At 43.6% G+C, this 17,691-nt stretch carries 16 protein-coding genes and 1 riboswitch; of the genes, 6 read left to right on the top strand and 10 right to left on the bottom strand.

Annotated features, from left to right (window positions below; translation table 11 throughout):
• Positions 1-82 precede the first annotated feature (82 nt).
• Positions 83-1,120 carry a LacI family DNA-binding transcriptional regulator gene (locus JWR61_RS19935; RefSeq protein WP_301929480.1) on the top strand — a complete coding sequence of 346 codons (1,038 nt, stop codon included), beginning with the start codon at positions 83-85 and terminating at the stop codon, positions 1,118-1,120.
• 342 nt (positions 1,121-1,462) lie between these two features.
• Here the strand turns inward: JWR61_RS19935 and JWR61_RS19930 are convergent, their stop codons facing one another.
• The 4 genes from JWR61_RS19930 to kaiC are packed head-to-tail and all read right to left on the bottom strand — an operon-like array spanning position 1,463 to position 5,478.
• On the bottom strand, positions 1,463-3,148 hold the full coding sequence (locus tag JWR61_RS19930; RefSeq protein ID WP_301929479.1) for an ATP-binding protein: 1,686 nt from the start codon (positions 3,146-3,148) through the stop codon (positions 1,463-1,465).
• Positions 3,114-3,440 (bottom strand): circadian clock KaiB family protein, encoded by a 327-nt coding sequence (locus tag JWR61_RS19925; RefSeq protein WP_301929478.1) that lies wholly within the window; start codon positions 3,438-3,440, stop codon positions 3,114-3,116. The genes JWR61_RS19930 and JWR61_RS19925 overlap by 35 nt, the downstream gene beginning before the upstream one ends.
• Positions 3,440-3,727 carry a circadian clock KaiB family protein gene (locus JWR61_RS19920; protein WP_290339281.1) on the bottom strand — a complete coding sequence of 96 codons (288 nt, stop codon included), beginning with the start codon at positions 3,725-3,727 and terminating at the stop codon, positions 3,440-3,442. Before JWR61_RS19920 ends, JWR61_RS19925 begins: the two co-directional genes overlap by 1 nt.
• A gap of 23 nt (positions 3,728-3,750) precedes the next feature.
• On the bottom strand, positions 3,751-5,478 hold the full coding sequence (gene kaiC, locus JWR61_RS19915) for a circadian clock protein KaiC (RefSeq protein ID WP_301929477.1): 1,728 nt from the start codon (positions 5,476-5,478) through the stop codon (positions 3,751-3,753).
• A gap of 581 nt (positions 5,479-6,059) precedes the next feature.
• On the opposite strand from kaiC, the gene JWR61_RS19910 reads away from it, so the two are divergent.
• Positions 6,060-6,257, top strand: a complete 198-nt coding sequence (locus tag JWR61_RS19910; RefSeq protein ID WP_301929476.1) for a hypothetical protein — start codon at positions 6,060-6,062, stop codon at positions 6,255-6,257.
• Positions 6,258-6,268: 11 nt separating this feature from the next.
• On the opposite strand, the gene JWR61_RS19905 is transcribed toward JWR61_RS19910, so the two are convergent.
• The gene (locus JWR61_RS19905) at positions 6,269-6,754 is read right to left on the bottom strand and encodes a DinB family protein (RefSeq protein ID WP_301929475.1); all 486 of its coding nucleotides are present in this window, start codon (positions 6,752-6,754) and stop codon (positions 6,269-6,271) included.
• Between the two features lie 82 nt (positions 6,755-6,836).
• Positions 6,837-7,604 (bottom strand): exodeoxyribonuclease III, encoded by a 768-nt coding sequence (gene xth, locus JWR61_RS19900; RefSeq protein ID WP_301929474.1) that lies wholly within the window; start codon positions 7,602-7,604, stop codon positions 6,837-6,839.
• A 144-nt stretch (positions 7,605-7,748) separates the two neighbouring features.
• Positions 7,749-7,912: riboswitch (TPP riboswitch) on the top strand.
• 54 nt (positions 7,913-7,966) lie between these two features.
• Here xth and pnuC point away from each other — a divergent pair.
• The 3 genes from pnuC to JWR61_RS19885 all read left to right on the top strand — a co-directional run bounded on the left by pnuC (position 7,967) and on the right by JWR61_RS19885 (position 11,332).
• On the top strand, positions 7,967-8,602 hold the full coding sequence (gene pnuC, locus JWR61_RS19895) for a nicotinamide riboside transporter PnuC (RefSeq protein WP_301929473.1): 636 nt from the start codon (positions 7,967-7,969) through the stop codon (positions 8,600-8,602).
• A gap of 2 nt (positions 8,603-8,604) precedes the next feature.
• A complete protein-coding gene (locus tag JWR61_RS19890) occupies positions 8,605-9,690 on the top strand; it encodes an acyl-CoA dehydrogenase (protein ID WP_301929472.1) in 1,086 nt (361 codons plus the stop codon).
• Between the two features lie 157 nt (positions 9,691-9,847).
• A complete protein-coding gene (locus JWR61_RS19885) occupies positions 9,848-11,332 on the top strand; it encodes an alpha-amylase (RefSeq protein WP_301929471.1) in 1,485 nt (494 codons plus the stop codon).
• A 13-nt stretch (positions 11,333-11,345) separates the two neighbouring features.
• On the opposite strand, the gene JWR61_RS19880 is transcribed toward JWR61_RS19885, so the two are convergent.
• Complete coding sequence (locus tag JWR61_RS19880) at positions 11,346-12,128, bottom strand: DUF72 domain-containing protein (RefSeq protein ID WP_301929470.1); 783 nt, start codon at positions 12,126-12,128, stop codon at positions 11,346-11,348.
• 207 nt (positions 12,129-12,335) lie between these two features.
• Between JWR61_RS19880 and JWR61_RS19875 the strand changes: the two genes are divergently transcribed.
• The gene (locus JWR61_RS19875) at positions 12,336-13,265 is read left to right on the top strand and encodes a Nif3-like dinuclear metal center hexameric protein (RefSeq protein ID WP_301929469.1); all 930 of its coding nucleotides are present in this window, start codon (positions 12,336-12,338) and stop codon (positions 13,263-13,265) included.
• Positions 13,266-13,641: 376 nt separating this feature from the next.
• Here the strand turns inward: JWR61_RS19875 and JWR61_RS19870 are convergent, their stop codons facing one another.
• The 3 genes from JWR61_RS19870 to JWR61_RS19860 all read right to left on the bottom strand — a co-directional run bounded on the left by JWR61_RS19870 (position 13,642) and on the right by JWR61_RS19860 (position 17,409).
• Complete coding sequence (locus JWR61_RS19870) at positions 13,642-14,541, bottom strand: AraC family transcriptional regulator (protein ID WP_301929468.1); 900 nt, start codon at positions 14,539-14,541, stop codon at positions 13,642-13,644.
• Positions 14,542-14,556: 15 nt separating this feature from the next.
• The gene (locus tag JWR61_RS19865) at positions 14,557-15,573 is read right to left on the bottom strand and encodes an aldo/keto reductase (protein WP_301929467.1); all 1,017 of its coding nucleotides are present in this window, start codon (positions 15,571-15,573) and stop codon (positions 14,557-14,559) included.
• 342 nt (positions 15,574-15,915) lie between these two features.
• Positions 15,916-17,409 carry a T9SS type A sorting domain-containing protein gene (locus JWR61_RS19860; protein WP_301929466.1) on the bottom strand — a complete coding sequence of 498 codons (1,494 nt, stop codon included), beginning with the start codon at positions 17,407-17,409 and terminating at the stop codon, positions 15,916-15,918.
• Positions 17,410-17,691 lie beyond the last annotated feature (282 nt).

Genomic DNA, 17,691 nt, shown 5'->3' with positions numbered 1-17,691 from the left:
ATTTATTCAAAAAAAGCCCATTGGTTAACGTAGAATTAACAGCCGGCTGGTTGTTGACTTTACATAACTTTTACAAATTACCATGCAAAAGAGGGTTTCATTAAAGGATATTGCGGCAAAAGCAGGTGTGTCTGCTGCACTCGTTTCATATGTGCTAAATAACCGCCTGCCGAGCAGGATTAGCGTAGCTACAGCCCAAAAAATAAGGGATATTGCAGGACAGTTAAATTACAGTACCAACCAGCTGGCGAAAAGCCTTAAAACAAATAAAACCAATACCATTGGGCTTATAGTGGCAGATATCTCCAATCCCTTTTCGGCTAACCTTGCCCGCATTATTGAGGATGAAGCGGAAAAATGCCAGTACACAACCATCTTCGGTAGCTCCGATGAAGATCCCGGCAAATTTGACAAATTGGTACACACCATGCTGAACAGGAAAGTAGATGGCCTCATCCTTTCTCCGCCAGCAAAATCAGAAGCTGTGATTGAAAGCCTGCAGCAAAAGGATATTCCGATTGTTTTGCTGGACCGGTATTTTCCCGGCATCAAAACCAGCTATGTAATCATTGATAATTTTGCTGCATCAATGGAAGCTGTTCATCATTTACTATCTACGGGACGAACAAGAATTGGCATGATTACCTACGACAGCGAGTTACAACATTTACTGGAAAGAAAAAACGGTTATATCAGGGCATTAGAAAACAATGGTGTGCGGGTGGAAAAAGAATGGCTGCAGCTGGTTGGTATTGAAAATAACCAACAGCAAATTGAAGATGCTGTCCGCGCCCTGCTTTCAGCTACCCCGGGGGTTGATGCCGTTTTGTTCGGATCAAATAAAATTGCAACAAGTAGTTTAAAATTGATTAATTCACTTTCGTTGCGGGTACCGTGCGACCTGGCAGTAATTTGTTTTGACCATACCGAAATGCTGGACCTTTTCTATTCACCTGTTACCTATATTAAGCAACCCCTTGAAGAAATTGGAGAATTGGCCGTTAGCTACCTGCTCAGTAATTTGCTGCATAATGGGACAATCAGTACCAGTCAGCTGAAAGCTTCACTGGTTATACAGCAATCTACCACGCGGCCTGATGAATTGTATCAGGCAAAGTAAGCCCCTGCTGTACAATGCGGTATTTGGTTCAATTAACTATTGCGGCTTGTCGCTTGTTGCACCCTGTTATCCGGTGTTTGCCAAACTGATCCGTAAAAGCGCCTGTGCGGCCCAAAAAAATTATAATGAGGTGGCCGGCCAACGCTGCCTACGTCAGCTTTATAAAATGCATGGCATCCCTGCAATTACAGCTGAAAGTTTTATAGAGGGAGTTAAACTTGCCATTCGTAAATAATTGAAACTTGTAAACGTTGCGTTAGCGAAAATAAGCACCGATGTTAAATACCAACCGGTGCAAAGCATAGAACCTGAAGGTGTAATTACAACTCACGCTATTGCTTGTTAGTTATCGGCAATCATCAGGGCAAAATAAAATTTAGCGCCTTTGCCTGGTTCACTTTCAAGCCACATTTTACCCATGTGTTTTTCAATTATATTTTTTGATATGTATAATCCCAGTCCCATCCCTGGAAAGGTATGCGCTTCGGAAGTGTCAAGTACCCGATAAAAACGGGAGTATAAGTTGGGGTGCTGCAAGCGGCTTATGCCAATCCCGAAATCCTGCACACACAAAATGATCTTATTGTTTTCAATTCTGGTGCTTATAATAATCTTATCCGCCGCCGGCGAGTATTTAATTGCGTTGGAAATAAGGTTGGTAATTACCTGGCCAATGCGGTCTCTGTCGCCATTAACCTTTGCCGATTTCGCAAGTTCCAGTTCAATAGTATGTTTAATGGTGGTCAATTGCATTTCTCCTGCAATCTCTTTTACCAGTACATTAAAGTCGAAGAGTTCATTATCAAACTGCAGTTCTCCACCCTCGGACTTTGTAATGTCAAGCAGGTCGGCAATCAAACGGGTGAGTTTGTTTATCTGATTGTTCATGGTCTCCAGGTACCCGTCTACCAGGTTGTTTTTAGCCTGCTTGTTTGTAAACATCAATAGTTGTGTAAATCCTTTTAAACTGGTTAAAGGTGTTTTTAATTCATGGCTTACCATGCTGATAAATTCATCCTTTTTTTCAAGCTCCTTTTTTTGCAATTCAATATCCGTAGAAGTGCCGAACCACGCAATGATATGCCCTTCTTCGTTTTTGTAAGGCAGCCCTTTACCATAATGCCAGTGATAACTGTCGTCAGGCGCATACTTAAAGCGGTATTCAATGTCCAGGGGCTCGCCACTTTTGATTGCATGTAGCCATTGCGCAGTTGTCTTTTCCCTGTCTTCAGGATGAATCACCTGGATCCAATCGTTCATAAAAAATTCGCTTGCATTCACCCCGGCAAATTCATAAAACCGCTGGTTAAGATAATTGATTGTTCCGTCCGGCAAGGCAGTCCATGCAATTACCGGTATGTTGTCTGCTAAGAATTTAAAATTCTCCCTGCTGATGAGTAAATCTTTTGTTCTTTCCTTAACCATCAGTTCCAGTTCGTCGTTCATTCTTTCTACATAACTGTTCGCCTTCAAAAGCTGCTCGTTGGTTTCTTTTAGCCGCTGTTCGCCTTCTTTTTGTAGGGAAAGATCTGTCAATATCATATTCAATGCCATGCCTTCGTCCAGTTCAAGTGTGCTGAGCGAAAACAAAAGAGGTATGCAATGACCATCACTTCTTGTGATGATTATTTCACCTTTATTATGCGCCTGCCACCCGTTGTTTATTGACTCGGTGAACACCTTTTTATATTCCTGCGGTACAAATTGTATGAAGGGATGACCGATTACTTTAGATAAAGGTAATGCCACCATTTCAGCAAAGCGGGAGTTGGCATATAAAATTAAACCATCAATGTTGAGTGTAAGCGCACCTTCATTCATTTTTTCAATAAACATGCGATAGGTTTGATCTGCACTTTTTACGGTGTAAATCTGGCTCCCATTTTCTCCCTTCACTATCAGCGCATCTATCTGCCCGCTGCGGATGGCTTCAATGCTGTCCGTAGCTTCCTCCAGTTGTAAAGAAATTTTCGCTAGTTCCTCTTCAAGTTCTTTATAAGTTTTCTTCAATTCCATCTGTTGTTTCATTGTTCTTGCCAAGGCCTTTCAGCACTTTTTGTGTGTCACTCATGTCTCCGATTAAACGCGTTTGTGGCAGCGGAGACGATTTTAACAGCATCGGTAACGCAATTAATTGTTGCTTCTCTGCCAGTAATGGTTGCTGGTATACATCTATAATTTCCAAATTGTAATTACCAGCCAGGTATAGCTCGCAAATGCGTTTGATGTTAGCAATAGCCCTAACGGAATTGGGTGATGCACCGGTAACAAATAGTGTTAACACATACTCATCCACTGCAACTGATTCCTGCTTTTTCATTATGATTTGTTTACAGGAATAATGTTTAGTCCCACTAAAACTTTTTCCTTGTTTGAAAGATCGCCAATGATCTTCCTGATTGGTTCAGGTACTTTTTTTACCAGTGTAGGCACCGCAAATATCTGGTCACCTTCAGCCAGTTGTGGTTTTACTAAAAGGTCTATTACTTCAATTTTGTATTTGCCCTTCAAATATTCTTCACAGTACTTTTTAAGGTTGCTTAAAGCTGCAGCTGATTTTATTGTTTTGCCTGCTACATACAATTTTAATTGCCAGGTCTCTTCCATGGTATTTTCTATTAATGATAAAACTATTTTTTTGTGCTTTGCTGCACTTTTTCTTTTCGCAGGTTGATCATGGCTTCCCTGTTTTGATTCAACACTTCCTGCTTCAGCTCCTCCTCCTGGTATATACGGTTCAGCTCGTCTTTTACCGATTCAAACTCGCTGCGCAAGCCACTTATTTTTGCTTCCAGCATACTGCTTTTTCTTTCGATCTCCCTGTCTTTCCTGTTCAGCGAAAATGCTTTCAACGCATTTTCTGTTTTTTCCATCAGTTGATGCGCTACTCTTGCACTGCCTGTAAGTACGCCTTCCGGACCAAGAAACACATCTACCAGTTCCAGTCCATTGTCATTAATCACAAATTCACGTACCTGGTTGCTGTGTTTCATTCCACGACTTTTCATGATATACATCCCGCGGTTTCTTTCTCCGTTAAATTCTATATCCCTTACCAATAACCAGGCATCTACCAGCGACGATACACCTTCATCCGTATTTTCATTGATAATGGTATTTAAAGTAAGCGCCGTAAACAAGACGGTGATTTGCTCTTTTTGTAAATAATCTATCAGCCTCATCAGCATACTTTTTATATCGCTTACCGTACCAACAGTAACCAGGTTGGTAATGGGGTCAAGTATCACTGTGGTTGGCTTAAACTCCTGTATCATTTTGTAAATCACCAACAGGTGCATTTCAAGACCATACAGGGTAGGCCTGCTGGCATGAAATTTCAGTAATCCTGATTTTACATGTTTTTCCAGATTTACATTAATAGATTTCATATTCCGGATGATCTGTTCCGGGGATTCTTCAAATGCAAAATAAATGCAGCGCTCCCTGCGCATACATGCAGCGTTGGCAAAATGTGCAGCGATACTGGTTTTACCCGTACCTGCTGTTCCTGATACCAGTATGCTGCTGCCTTTAAAGAATCCCTGTCCGCCCAGCATATTATCCAGTGACGGGATGCCGGTAGAAACACGTTGGGAGGACACCTTATTTTCCAGGGTAAGTGATGTTACGGGTAATACCGAAATACCATTGTTATCGATTAGAAACGGATATTCATTGGTACCATGCATACTGCCCCGGTATTTTATAACCCTTAACCTGCGGGTAGAAATTTGATTTTGTACCCTGTGATCCAGCAGGATTACACAGTCCGAAACATATTCTTCCAGTCCCTGCCTTGTCAATTGGTTGCTGCCTTTTTCTCCGGTAACAATAGCAGTAACACCTTTCGTTTTCAGCCACTCAAACAGCCTGCGTAATTCAGCTCTCAAAATAGCTTCATTGCTCAGGCTGCTGAATAAATTTTCCAGTGTGTCCAGTACAACCCTCTTTGCTTTTATTGCATCGATCGCATACCCAAGCCGAATGAAAAGTCCATCCAGGTCGTACTCGCCCGTTTCTTCAATCTCACTTCTTTCTATGTGTACATAATCCAGCCGCACCTTTTTTTCCTGCACCAGTTTTTTTAAGTCAAACCCCAGCGAGGCTACGTTGGCCGCAAGTTCATCCGACTTTTCTTCAAAGGCAACAAAAACACCAGGTTCATTAAACTGCGTGGCGCCTTTTACTATAAATTCAATACCAAAAAGCGTCTTTCCTGCGCCTGCTTCCCCACAAATTAATGTAGGTCTGCCTTTAGGTAAGCCTCCTTCAGTTATTTCATCCAAACCTGCAATGCCCGTGGGGCTTTTTTGCAGGCGGATTTTTGTATCCTTTTTAGTTGACAATGCTGTAGCCATAATCAAAATAATTTAAAGTGCCGTATTCAAAAAACCTGCCCGTTCATTCAATACCTCCACCAGGTTAAATGCAGCAGTATTAACGCAGCAAAAAATTTGTTTAAGTGCTGTCCGGAAACATTACGTGATTACATAAACCTTTAATTAAGGCAGAAGAATCTCATGTAAAAAAATAATGAAGTAGTAAACTGCGATAGGATTTTTTCAAAATAAATGCCAATTATTTATTGTTGTTTGCGATGTAATAACGATAACACATCAGTGCTTAAGTACAGTGATTTTGTGGCAAAAATTACACACATTACAACATTAATTCAAGAAAATGACTTTATAATCGTCTTAATTTACAGGGAATAAAGTTTTGCTAAAATTCATATTTGTACAGAACGGTTGCAGCCTGGAATCAAGATAAGTACCGGCCATCTTTATTTCGAAAGACCCTTCGCAGAACGCTTGCTATCACTTTTATACTCAATTCATCAGGTGCTTTCAGCAATTCATTTCACTTGTTATTTGAATCCCAAAAAAACAATAGAAAATTTGTGCTGTAAATTAAAAATTAACGCAAAAAAATAATTATTATGAAAAAGCTACTACCCGGTTTATTTGTGCCGGTAAACAAAAAAGAAATGAATGTACTTACAGAAGAAGTGCATGAAGACATTGCAAACACTGATAGTGGAGCAAAGGGAAGAACCTTTACTACAGTGGACTTGTGGAGCATTCAGCGGAGAAAGAAAAGAATTGCCGTTAGAAGATTTGCAGAGGCAGGAATTTAAAACGCACCCTGTTATTTTTTTAGAAAAGCGAGTTGCCCGTAATGGTACGACAAATGATTTGTTCTGTTCAGAATCACATTCAGCCGGTTCCTGTGCGGCTCTTTTGCAAACGCTTCTTCAGAAACGGCCTTGTGTTTTAACAGCCAGCCTTCAGGCCGCATACTTTCAAAATGTATGGCGAGTGCTGCATGCACTGTTTTCCATTGAGCCCGTAATGTTGCAAGGGTCGGAATAGTGGCCACTGCCCTGTCTGGTTTGTCGAGAAAGGGGTCATTTAATTCCGGGTACAATTGTTCTGATAAATTTAGCAATGGCAGCATCCGGTCGTGCACAGCTATCAAATGCCCGAAGAGGTAAATACCACGGTTGCGGCCAGGGGCAACTTCCTGCATCAGCTGCTCATCTGTAAGACTATTTATCAGGGTGGCGGTTTTGCTGATTTGCTGGTTCCAGCTGTCGAGTATCATTTGGATGATAAGTACTTGTTGATCGGACATCAGGATGTTTATTTACTATTTTATGATAGAAGAAATTTCTTAGCACTCAGCATTGCCGAAACAACAGGAAGTTCTGCAGCTTTTACAATTCAATCCACACCGGTGCATGGTCACTTGATTTTTCCCAGCCACGTACGTCGCGGTCCACACCAGCAGCGGTAAGGCGTCTGGCAATTTTCGGACTCAGCAAAAAATGATCTATGCGCAGCCCTGCATTGCGGCCGTAGGCATTGCGGAAATAATCCCAGAAAGTATAGATGGTTTCGTCCGGATATAATTTTCGGATGGCGTCTGTCCAGCCCTGTGCTACCAGCTTTTTAAAAGCAGCACGTGTTTCTGGTCTGAACAGGGCATCATCCACCCATCGTTCCGGCTTGTATACATCCTGTTCGGTTGGCATCACATTGTAATCGCCGGTGAGCACTACCGGCTTATCCGAAGCCAGTAATTCAGCTGCATGTTCGGTGAATCGTTCAAACCAACGCAATTTATAATCAAACTTCGGACCCGGAGCCGGGTTGCCATTGGGCAGGTATAGACAGCCAATGATCACATCATTTACAATCGCTTCAAGGTAACGGCTATGGGTGTCATCCGGGTCGCCGGGCAGTCCCCGGCGAATTTCTTTAATTTTCCCCATGCGGGAGAGTATGGCTACGCCGTTCCAACTTTTTTGCCCATGCCAGATAGCTTCATAGCCGGCATCATTAATAGCCTGCAGCGGAAATTTTTCATCCGGAGCTTTCAGTTCCTGCAGGCAGGCTACGTCCGGAGAAGTCTCCTTCAGCCAGCGTAGTAAAACGGGTAGCCGGCCGTTAACACCATTTACATTATAGGTTGCTATTTTCATAATTTATTCTTCGGATGAAAGTATGTTTACTCATTGATCAAGGTAGTAAAAATTATATCAGCAATCAAAAATGAAACCGTTTTAAAAAGCGGGAACTCCGCAAAGGAACAAACCAGGGCTATTACTTTTCAGCCTATCTTTGCATCCACACTCAAGGGGTGCCTTACAATTGTTGACAGCAGTATAATAATTGATGAAATAAAGGCTGAGATTATACCCATTGAAAGAAACTGTTTTTCAACAGACCAGTTTCATTTCATGCACCTGATCCGGATAATGCCGGCGTAGGAAAGAGGTTAATACTTTGTATTTATTGCCGTTGTTTTTGTTTCACCCTGCAAAGTGTTTTTAATTTATTACTGATGGATGTACAACACTGGTGGCAATTGCTGCTGCTTCAAATGAAAGAAACAACCTTGATGGAATGGCTGGCAGTAGCCTTTGGCGTGGCAGAAGTTTTGTATGCCAAAGCCAATAAAATATGGTTGTATCCCACAGGTATTGCCAGTACCGTTATTTCAATTTATGTATTGGTTGCGGCAGGATTATATGCCGAAGGGTTGTTAAACGGGTATTACCTGGCGATGAGCATCTACGGCTGGTGGTACTGGATAAAAAAGAAGGATGAGCCGGCCGTAGAAGTGAGCTGGTGCAGCCGTAGCGAATGGAGAACAGTTGTGTTGATTGTGGTAGCGGCATTTACAATTCTATATTACAGCTTAAAAAACTTCACCCCGTCAGCTGTGCCGGCGTGGGATGCCTGGGTAAGTGCCACCGCCTGGGCAGGCATGTGGTTGCTGGCCAAACGTAAAATTGAAAACTGGATATTGCTCAACATCTCCAATCTGTTCGCCATTCCATTATTGGTGTATAAACATTTACTGTTGTACAGCGGCCTCACCATTTTTCTTTTTATAGTTGCCATACAGGGATTTATTGAATGGAGAAAAATTGCCAAAAAAAAAGAAAATCAGTTTACAAGTACCGTTACAGTATGACGATGATACAAACACTACCCATACCTCATCCTGCATCTTTTATTGATGCTGCCGTTGCAGGCACTATCATTGAATATGCTGCGGCGGCGGAACAATTACAACACCTGCATCCGGAGCAGGTATCCGTTATTCACCAACAAAAATGGCTGAAGCTTTTTGTACCGGTAACATTTGGTGGCCTGCAGTTATCATTGCCTGAAGCACTGCAAAAAGAAGAAGGCCTGGCATGGGCAGACGGCAGCACTGCCTGGACAGTTACACTCTGCAGCGGTGCCAATTGGTTTGTAGGATTCCTCGATCCCACGCTGGCGAAAGAACTTTTTTCAAATCCGCAAGTTTGCCTGGCCGGTAGTGGAAGAGCTACGGGCAAGGCAACAGATTTGGGAGATGCCTATGAAGTAACCGGTCATTGGAACTACGCCACGGGCGGTTTTATGGCCACTGCTTTTACCGGTAACTGCGTGATAGAAAAAGATGACCAGCCGTTGCAAAATAATGATGGTAGCCCGGTGATAAAAAGCTTTGTGTTTTTAAGAAAGGAGGTAAGTCTGCATCCTACCTGGAAGACGATAGGTATGATTGCTACGGCCAGCAATAGTTTTGGGGTACAGCGACTGCGGGTCCCGAAAAACCGGAGCTTTATTATTGCAGGTGCATCGGCCATATTGCAGCTGCCCGTTTACATGTATCCGTTTCAGCAACTGGCGGAAGCAACGCTGGCAGTTAACAGTTCGGGTATGGCCATGCGTTTTTTTGATCTATGCCAGCCGGCTAACCATGGAACAAATGCAATAACACTTTCTTTGGACAGATGGATGACGGGCCACACAGCACTACAGACAGCAAGAAACGATTTTTATACAGCCATTGATCAATCATGGCGGGCGCATTTGTTGCAACAGCGGGAGCAGGAACAACTATTAAATGCTGTAGCCAATGCAAGCAGGAACCTCGCTGCAATTGCCCGGCAATCAGTAGATGAAATATACCCTTATTGTGGTCTGCAGGCTGCCAACCCTGCAACAGAAATTAACCGTGTATGGCGCAACCTGCATACCGCAAGTCAGCATAGTCTGTTGCTGATGTAAAACTTTAGTTCACTAAATATTGTGGAAAAAATGCTACGGTTATTACTTGCTTGTTCATGTATTACTATTGATGAAAGGCTTACACCTGAAACAAATTGACTGTTTTACCGCATGGCTTATTCTTTGCTTTAATGCACAGCAAAAACCCCCGGCAACAATGCAAAACAGCACCATGATCCAGTATTTTCACTGGTACACTTCCGATAATAGTTTATGGAAAGAGATAAAAGAAAAAGCCCTGGAAATGGCAAAGCTTGGCATAACCAGTGCATGGCTGCCACCCGCGTATAAAGCCGCTGGTGGAGGTTATAGTACAGGCTATGATGTGTATGATTTATACGACCTCGGCGAGTTTGATCAAAAGGGCACTGTGCGAACCAAATATGGTAACAAGGAAGAATACCTGGCTGCAGTGAATGCGTTACAAAGTGCCGGCATACAAGTGATAGCAGACGTTGTGCTCAATCATAAGGCAGGTGGTGATGAAACTGAAAAAGTGATGGCGGTGAAAGTGAATGAAGAAGACCGGAATCAGCCGCTTGCAGAGCCGGAAGAAATTGAAGCTTATACCAAATTTTTATTTCCCGGCCGCAAAGAACAATATTCTTCTTTTAAATGGGACTACCGCTGTTTTACCGGGGTAGATTACAATCATGCGACGGGCGAAACCGCTATTTACTCGTTGCTGAATGAACATGGCAGTGATTGGGAAGCCATGGTGGATGACGAAAAAGGAAATTATGATTACCTGATGTATTGCGACATTGAATTCAGGAATGCTGCGGTAAGGGATGAACTGGCAAGTTGGGGAAAATGGTACCATGATATGGTGGCATTTGACGGTGTAAGGCTGGATGCTGTAAAACACATTTCGCCCAAATTTTTTAACGAATGGCTGGTAAGGCTAAGGAAAGAAACAGGCAAGGAAATATTCGCCGTAGGCGAATACTGGGCACCAGGCAGACTGCCACTGTTGCTGAAGTATATTGAGATGACAGAAGGCAATATGAGTTTGTTTGATGCAGCCCTGCACCATAACTTACACAATGCATCCAACAGTGGCAGCGACTTTGATATGCGGACTATTTTTGATGACAGCCTGGTAAAGGCCAACCCGTTGCTGGCCGTAACAGTGGTGGATAATCATGATACACAACCGTTGCAGGCACTGGAAGCCCCGGTAGAACCCTGGTTTAAACCGATCGCCTATGCACTTATTTTATTAAGGGTGGATGGGTATCCCTGTATATTTTATCCCGACCTGGTTGGATGCAGTTACACCGATAAAGGAAAAGATGGGCAGGACTATGAAATATTTCTGGATAAGGTAGAGGGAATCGAGTTACTGATGCAGGCAAGGGTAAACAATGCCTATGGAATGCAGCGTGATTATTTTGATCATGCTAATTGTATCGGCTGGACGAGAGAGGGTGACGATGAACACCATGGTTGCGCCGTGGTATGCAGCAATGGCGAAGAAGGAACTAAAATGATGGAAATAGGCCAGCGCTATGCAGGTAAAATATTTAAAGATATTTTGGGAAAACATGCGGCGGAAATAACAATCAATGAAACAGGCTGGGCCGAGTTTTACTGCCCGGCAGGATCTGTATCAGTTTGGACCTTGAGCGGTGATAAGTAGCGGCATGGTTTAATTATGCTTCAACCATGCGATGTAAGGTAAGGGCATTTGTAAAGGCGTTGCCCATGGTATTATTAAAGTAGGCGAACACATCCTTTCCTTCTTTAAGCCAGCCCTTTATTTTGATGGATTGTTCGAGTAAAAACGCATCGCTGTAACTTCCCCTGTAATCGCCTGTTGGTCCATGAAACCGGCAGTAAATAAAACCGGGTGAGGCCACTGGGTTGCTGTTTTTTCCTTTTGATATGTCGTGCAATACGAGTGCCATTCCATATTCATTCAGCAGTTCATAAGTTTCTGCAATATACCAGCCGGCGCTCCTGAATTCAACCGCTTTGCGCCATTGATTTAGTTGATCTGCTGCTGCAAGCTGTTCAAAAATATTTTCTACTTTGGCAAAATAATCCAGCGTAATCTTACCAGGAAACTGAATCAGCAGGCAACCGGCTTTGTTGCCTATGCCTGCCGCGGCGGTCATAAATTCAGTGATCTTTTCAGGGTCAAACCGCAGCTCCTTTCCATGTGTTATTTCTTTGGAAAGTTTAATGGTAAAACTAAAATTGCCATTTACTTCCTGTGCCCATTTTTCAAACGTACTCAAACGTGGAAGTTTATAAAAAGTACTGTTTAGTTCTACGGTGTTAAATAGGGAACCGTAATATTGCAGCCTGCTACTGTGCTGAAAGCCGGTTGGAAAAGATTGCTTGTTGCCGGGCAAAACAACATTGCTTGTTCCCACACGAAAAATGCCGGGACGCTTTGTTTTAACCTTTAAAGTGATTACCTTTTTTACCATGGCTGTTCTATTTTTCTTCTCCTTGGACTGCTCACCTGGTGTATTTTAACAGCACAGGTAAATTATATCGTTACTAAGCTGGATGAAATACCACCTCCAGGTTTATGACTTTTTAGTAGGTTTACGTCATTCTTTTAAACAAATCATATGCCTTTAATGCCAGGTATTTATTAAATCAATTTCCATTTTGTAAACAATAGCGCAAATATGAAACAGCCTTCCGACCAGTACAAAAAAACTAATTACAGCAGAAAATCTTTTTTATCCGATACCGTTAAACTTGCCGGCGGTATCTCATTGTTGTCAGTCAACAACTTTGCGATGGCAGCAACAGCCGGTGCTTCGCTGAAAGAATATACTGTGCAGGAAATAATGGACCTGATTTTAAAAGAAGTACCGGGTGCACCTTTTAAGGAAACCGTGGACACACTTAAAAGCGGGAGTGGCGATCAAAAAGTGACCGGCATTGTTACCACCATGTTTGCCACCATTGATGTGATTCATGCGGCAGTGAAAAGAAATGCCAATTTTATCATCGCCCACGAGCCCACTTTTTATAATCACACCGATAATAAAACGCAGGTAAAAGACAATACAATAGTGGAGCAAAAGGCAGCCCTGCTGGCGAAGCATAGTATTACGGTTTGGCGCTTTCACGATTATTGCCATGCATTACAACCGGATGCCATCAGTTATGGCGTGGCAAAAAATTCGGGATGGCTGCCCTATTATAAACAAAGTGAAAAGCTGCTGGAGCTTCCGGCAATAAAATTTGCTGCACTCATTCAGCACCTCAAAAAATCATTGGGCATTGCGCATGTACGGGTAATAGGCGATCCGCAGCAAAACTGCCAGCGCATCGCCTTGCTGCCGGGGGCCTGGGGTGGCGACAGGCAAATGGCAGCGGTATTGCAAGACAAGCCTGATGTACTGATTATCGGCGAAGCATCTGAATGGGAAACTGTTGAATTTATCCGCGATGGCAGACTGCTGGGGTCAAAGACTGCACTTGTTGTACTGGGCCACAGCGTAAGCGAGGAGCCAGGCATGGAGTGGGTAGCGCAATGGTTGCAACCCATGTTACCTGGTATACCCATTACGCACATTGCATCCGGCGATCCTTTTACGTGGATGTAAGCGCTGCTCCTGTTATTTTAATTTCAAACAGTTTCACTAAATTATTTTTTCAGTGAAAAAATTCACGCTTACGGGATACAACGTTACGGGTTGCTGCCAGATTAAATGCAGGGATTTTAGAGATAAGCCGTTATGTAATTATCCGCCACGGCCTATTGATTTTTTTGTTTCTTTTTATAGCAGGATAAAAGGAAAGTAAGCTTTGCCAAAACAATTAATGTTGCCGGTTCTGCAGCAATTCCAAAAGAATTTTTACGTGCCGATTAGCCATCATAACTGGTGGCCTGCGTTATTGCAAGGATGCTGCTTTTGCTTATCGTTATAAAAATGCACACTGCTACAATAAGGCGCCATCTCACGATATCATAAAATTCATCTAACTCCTGAACGCCGTAGGCGTAGTGCTGGTTTGCTTTTTAAAGAAATGATTAAAATGCGCTGGTTCTTCAAAGCCCAAACAATAGCTGATCTCAGATACGTTCCAATCTGTATGTTTCAGCAATGCCTTGGCCTCGCTGATAAGCCGCTCAAAAATATGTGCGGTGGTGGTTTTACCGGTAGTGTTGCGGATGGCCCTGTTTAAATGATTTACATGTACGTTCAGCTGCCGTGCAAAATCTTTCGCACTGCGCAAACTAAACTGCTGCGCCGGTGATTCAATGGGGAACTGCCTTTCCAGTAACTCAGTAAACACCGCGGTGATTCTCGCATTGGCATCTGTATGCTCATATAAATTTTCCGCTGGCTCCATTTTCAATGCATAATGCACAATCTCCATGATGTAGTTGCGTATCAGGTCGTACTTAAAACGGTAACCGCTGCTGATCTCATCCAGCATCTTGTCAAACACCGCATTGATGTATTGGTCCTGGTGGCTATCCAGCATATAGGCTGGTTTACCACCGGGGGCAAACATGGGCAGGTCTTTTAGGCTGCCACGTATATGCTCGGTAAAAAAAGCATCTTTAAAAATACAAAAGCGTCCTGTTGGCGGGCCTCCTGCCTGTTCCATTTTATACGGCACTGTAGGATTAAAAAACAGCAACGTAGTGCCTTCCGCCTCAATGCTTTTATCTGCATAATGATAGCGCTGGTGCCCCCTCACCAAAGAGATTTTGTAAAACTCCCTGCGGCTGTATTGCATAGGCGGCTTGCCTAAGCCCACACTATCTTCTATGCGGAACACATTGAAATGCCCCGGGTCCTGCTGCGGCCCCGGGGGAAGTTGATTGAATTTTTGCCTGTAAAAATCTTCCAGTGTTTCTGTTGTTGGCATCTTTATTTTTTAGATTTATGCTTTTCGGTCGGCACCCTGTCTTTCCAGCATCCAACCGGGATATTCCGGGTTTAATTTACTTGCAGCATCCAGTTTTATCAGATCATCTGCGTCAAGGGATACCGTTGTTGCTTTGATATTTTCATCCAGCTGCTCAGGCCTTTTAGCACCAATGATGATAGAACTTACCACCGGCTGGTGCAGTAACCACGCCAGTGCAACCTGGGCCACCGATACATTTTTAGTGGTGGCAATTGCCTGCATCACATCTATAATATCATAGGCTTTTTCTTTATTAATTGGCGGAAAATCAAAGGCTGCACGCCGCCCGTCTTCCGCACCTTGTAGCCGGGTGTATTTGCCACTTAAAAATCCACCCGCCAGCGGGCTCCACACCATCAGGCCCAGTTGCTGATCTTTTAACAGTGGTACAAGTTCTCTTTCCAAATCGCGGCCGGCAATGGTGTAGTACGCCTGCAATGATACAAATTTAGCATATCCTTTCCGCTCGCTTATACCCAGCGACTTCATCAGTTGCCAGGCGGCCAGGTTGCTGCAGCCGATGTATCGTACTTTTCCACTATTCACGAGTGTATCCAGCGCATGCAGGGTTTCTTCAAATGGCGTAATCGCATCAAAGCCATGTATCTGGTACAGGTCAATGTAATCCAGTTGTAGTCTTTTCAGGCTTTCATCTGCCTGTTGCAAAATATGTTTACGTGTAAGGCCCGATTGGTTAGGCCCTTCGCCCATTTTACCCCTTACTTTGGTGGCGATTACCAGCTCGTCGCGGTGCAGCCCCAGGTTGCGGATGGCCTGGCCGGTGAGTTGTTCGCTGAGGCCTTCGCTGTACACGTTGGCTGTATCTATAAAATTAATGCCGGCATCTACCGATTTTTTTACAATGGTGTCAACTTCGGTTTGAGGCAGCGTGCCAATAGCGGTCCACATGCCTTTACCACCAAAGGTCATGGTGCCCAGGCAAAGCTCAGATACTTTCAGGCCGGTAGTGCCAAGCAGGTTATACTTCATGTTGCGTTAATTTTTAAATGATGAATGTTGCCGCCCCGGTGGGCAAATGATTGTGCTGCAAAACTACGACAGGCATTGAAGGCAGCGATTGCTGTTTTCAAACCAATGATTGTATAATTCAAACAATGCATAGAGTATGGGGCAGCAAATTGCCTGCCTGTTATTGTACAATGCAAACAACAGGTCAAAAAAAGCCGCCTTGCATCCCAACAAAGCGGCTCTGTAAACCCACAAAAAATTGTTCAATAAATTTTTAAACAAGGCATTCAGTTTCCAACGGCTCCACCATTTGTTGCCGGGGTGAGGGGCATTGGATTATCAGGACAAGAAAGCCCGGTTCCGTTATCTTTTAATTATTTTTTGAGAAGTGCCATTGGCCAGTTTTAAGATATAAATGCCGGCAGGAAAACTGCTTAAATTCAATACATACGAAGTAGATTGAATAGCAAAACCAAGCATTATTTTACCATCGCAGTTGGTAAGTATGGCTTTTGTGTTTAACAGGCTCGCACCTGTGCTCAGTCTTACGAAGCCATCTGTAGGGTTAGGGAAAACCGTCACACTATTTAACACACGTGGAAGTATTTTGCTAACGGGTGAGTTGGAAGAACTTCCATTTTTATTTACCTGCTGTATCCTGAACAAAAGGCCATCGTTGCCTTCCACAGCCTCTGTAAAGGCATATCTTTTTGTACCATCCCCTTTGCTGGCAACAGTACCAACATTGATAAACCGTTTACCGTCGGCGCTTTTTTGTACAATGTAGTGGTCGGTATTGGTTTCCTGTATGGTCCAGTTTAATGCAGCCTGGTGCTGATCGTTTATATCGCCAGACACCTCCAGCCATTTAACAGCCATGGTGGTCAAATGACAAATGTTTACATCGTTTACTATGGGTAAAGCATAGCCGTTAGAGGCAGTTAAGTACGCTTTGTATTGAATATACTGCACATTGGTAAACTGTAAAAGTGAAGCGTTGCTGTTGGTAAAATAGCTGGAGGCGGTGCCATCCGGACCAACAAATGTAAAAGGTCCTGCACTGTGGTTGCTGGCCGCTACCTGAAATTTTATATCTGTTCCGGCAGGTTTGGCAGCGGTAAATCCCAGGCCGCTGAATGTTAATAACGTGCCTGCATCCTGCAACTGTGATGTAAAATCGCCGGAAATGGGGTTGGGGTTTACCATGTAAGTTTTAAAACGTACATCAGTAGAGCCGGGCGTTAGGGGTATTGACCACACCGTGCCGGAAGAGGATCCACAGATATTTGTTCCCCCTGCGTATACATCACCGGTGCTGCGTTGAATGGCATAACTGCCTGCAGATGGTTTTGCCAACGGATGAATTACAATGGCATACATAGTGCCCGCAGTTAAGGTAGCCGGACTTGTAAAATTAGCAACCGCATCTACAGCGGTCCCTGAATTAAAACCTGCAATGGTTCCGGTTGCCAGGGCTGTGCCAGTTGGCTTTGCCGCCGCAGTAGCTTTTATTTCAACAACAAGATCGGGGGTAGTGCCCGTGCAACTGCTACAGAAAAGGCTAACTGCAATTTTGGCAAGGCTGCCGCTGACAGCAGGTGTAAATGTTTGTCCGCCATAACTGGTGGGCGTAAGCGCTGTACCGGTATTGCTTAGTAAGGCGTTTTGCTGGTCTATAACCAATGCCGGTAAAGTAATATCTCCGGGGCTGCTCAACAGATCAACATTGTAAGCAGTGCCTGCTAAAAAATCGGTTTGACTACTTTCCTTCTGGCAAATTTGGGCTGTAGTTGTTTGTATAGAGAAGTTTTGTAAAAGCAGGACGAAACAAAATGGTATGTAATGATGCTGTTTCATAAATGGTAGTTTTATGCGTCGGATTAAATGCTGCGAGGTACAATTACAACGGCTGATGTAACGGTACGAACGCAGTTGCAAATTAGAATTCTGCAACCTGCTTTACTGTAGAATAACTAAGTAAAAACGCCTGTAAATGCGGCTGGTGGGGTAGTAAAGTTCCGCCGCATGATGACCATTTATTGGCAGCTTTTCTTTAAAGTGAACAGTTCCGTAAAAGGGATAGTTGTCTAAAATACGGACGCCTCCTGCGCACTTTCTGTTTCCAGGACACATATGGCC

It is taken from the genome of Ferruginibacter sp. (assembly GCF_028288465.1).
In the GTDB taxonomy this organism is placed as follows: domain Bacteria; phylum Bacteroidota; class Bacteroidia; order Chitinophagales; family Chitinophagaceae; genus Ferruginibacter.
This window is presented reverse-complemented; position numbering and strand designations above follow the sequence as displayed.

Excerpts from the sequence above, each read along its gene's own strand:
- JWR61_RS19890 (WP_301929472.1), top strand. The coding sequence starts at position 8,605 with ATGATACAAACACTACCCATACCTCATCCTGCATCTTTTATTGATGCT.
- JWR61_RS19910 (WP_301929476.1), top strand. The coding sequence starts at position 6,060 with ATGAAAAAGCTACTACCCGGTTTATTTGTGCCGGTAAACAAAAAAGAA.
- JWR61_RS19880 (WP_301929470.1), bottom strand. The coding sequence starts at position 12,128 with ATGGTAAAAAAGGTAATCACTTTAAAGGTTAAAACAAAGCGTCCCGGC.
- xth (WP_301929474.1), bottom strand. The coding sequence starts at position 7,604 with ATGAAAATAGCAACCTATAATGTAAATGGTGTTAACGGCCGGCTACCC.
- JWR61_RS19925 (WP_301929478.1), bottom strand. The coding sequence starts at position 3,440 with ATGAAAAAGCAGGAATCAGTTGCAGTGGATGAGTATGTGTTAACACTA.
- JWR61_RS19905 (WP_301929475.1), bottom strand. The coding sequence starts at position 6,754 with ATGTCCGATCAACAAGTACTTATCATCCAAATGATACTCGACAGCTGG.
- JWR61_RS19885 (WP_301929471.1), top strand. The coding sequence starts at position 9,848 with ATGCAAAACAGCACCATGATCCAGTATTTTCACTGGTACACTTCCGAT.
- JWR61_RS19875 (WP_301929469.1), top strand. The coding sequence starts at position 12,336 with ATGAAACAGCCTTCCGACCAGTACAAAAAAACTAATTACAGCAGAAAA.
- JWR61_RS19860 (WP_301929466.1), bottom strand. The coding sequence starts at position 17,409 with ATGAAACAGCATCATTACATACCATTTTGTTTCGTCCTGCTTTTACAA.
- JWR61_RS19870 (WP_301929468.1), bottom strand. The coding sequence starts at position 14,541 with ATGCCAACAACAGAAACACTGGAAGATTTTTACAGGCAAAAATTCAAT.
- JWR61_RS19930 (WP_301929479.1), bottom strand. The coding sequence starts at position 3,148 with ATGAAACAACAGATGGAATTGAAGAAAACTTATAAAGAACTTGAAGAG.
- JWR61_RS19865 (WP_301929467.1), bottom strand. The coding sequence starts at position 15,573 with ATGAAGTATAACCTGCTTGGCACTACCGGCCTGAAAGTATCTGAGCTT.
- JWR61_RS19920 (WP_290339281.1), bottom strand. The coding sequence starts at position 3,727 with ATGGAAGAGACCTGGCAATTAAAATTGTATGTAGCAGGCAAAACAATA.
- kaiC (WP_301929477.1), bottom strand. The coding sequence starts at position 5,478 with ATGGCTACAGCATTGTCAACTAAAAAGGATACAAAAATCCGCCTGCAA.
- pnuC (WP_301929473.1), top strand. The coding sequence starts at position 7,967 with ATGGATGTACAACACTGGTGGCAATTGCTGCTGCTTCAAATGAAAGAA.
- JWR61_RS19935 (WP_301929480.1), top strand. The coding sequence starts at position 83 with ATGCAAAAGAGGGTTTCATTAAAGGATATTGCGGCAAAAGCAGGTGTG.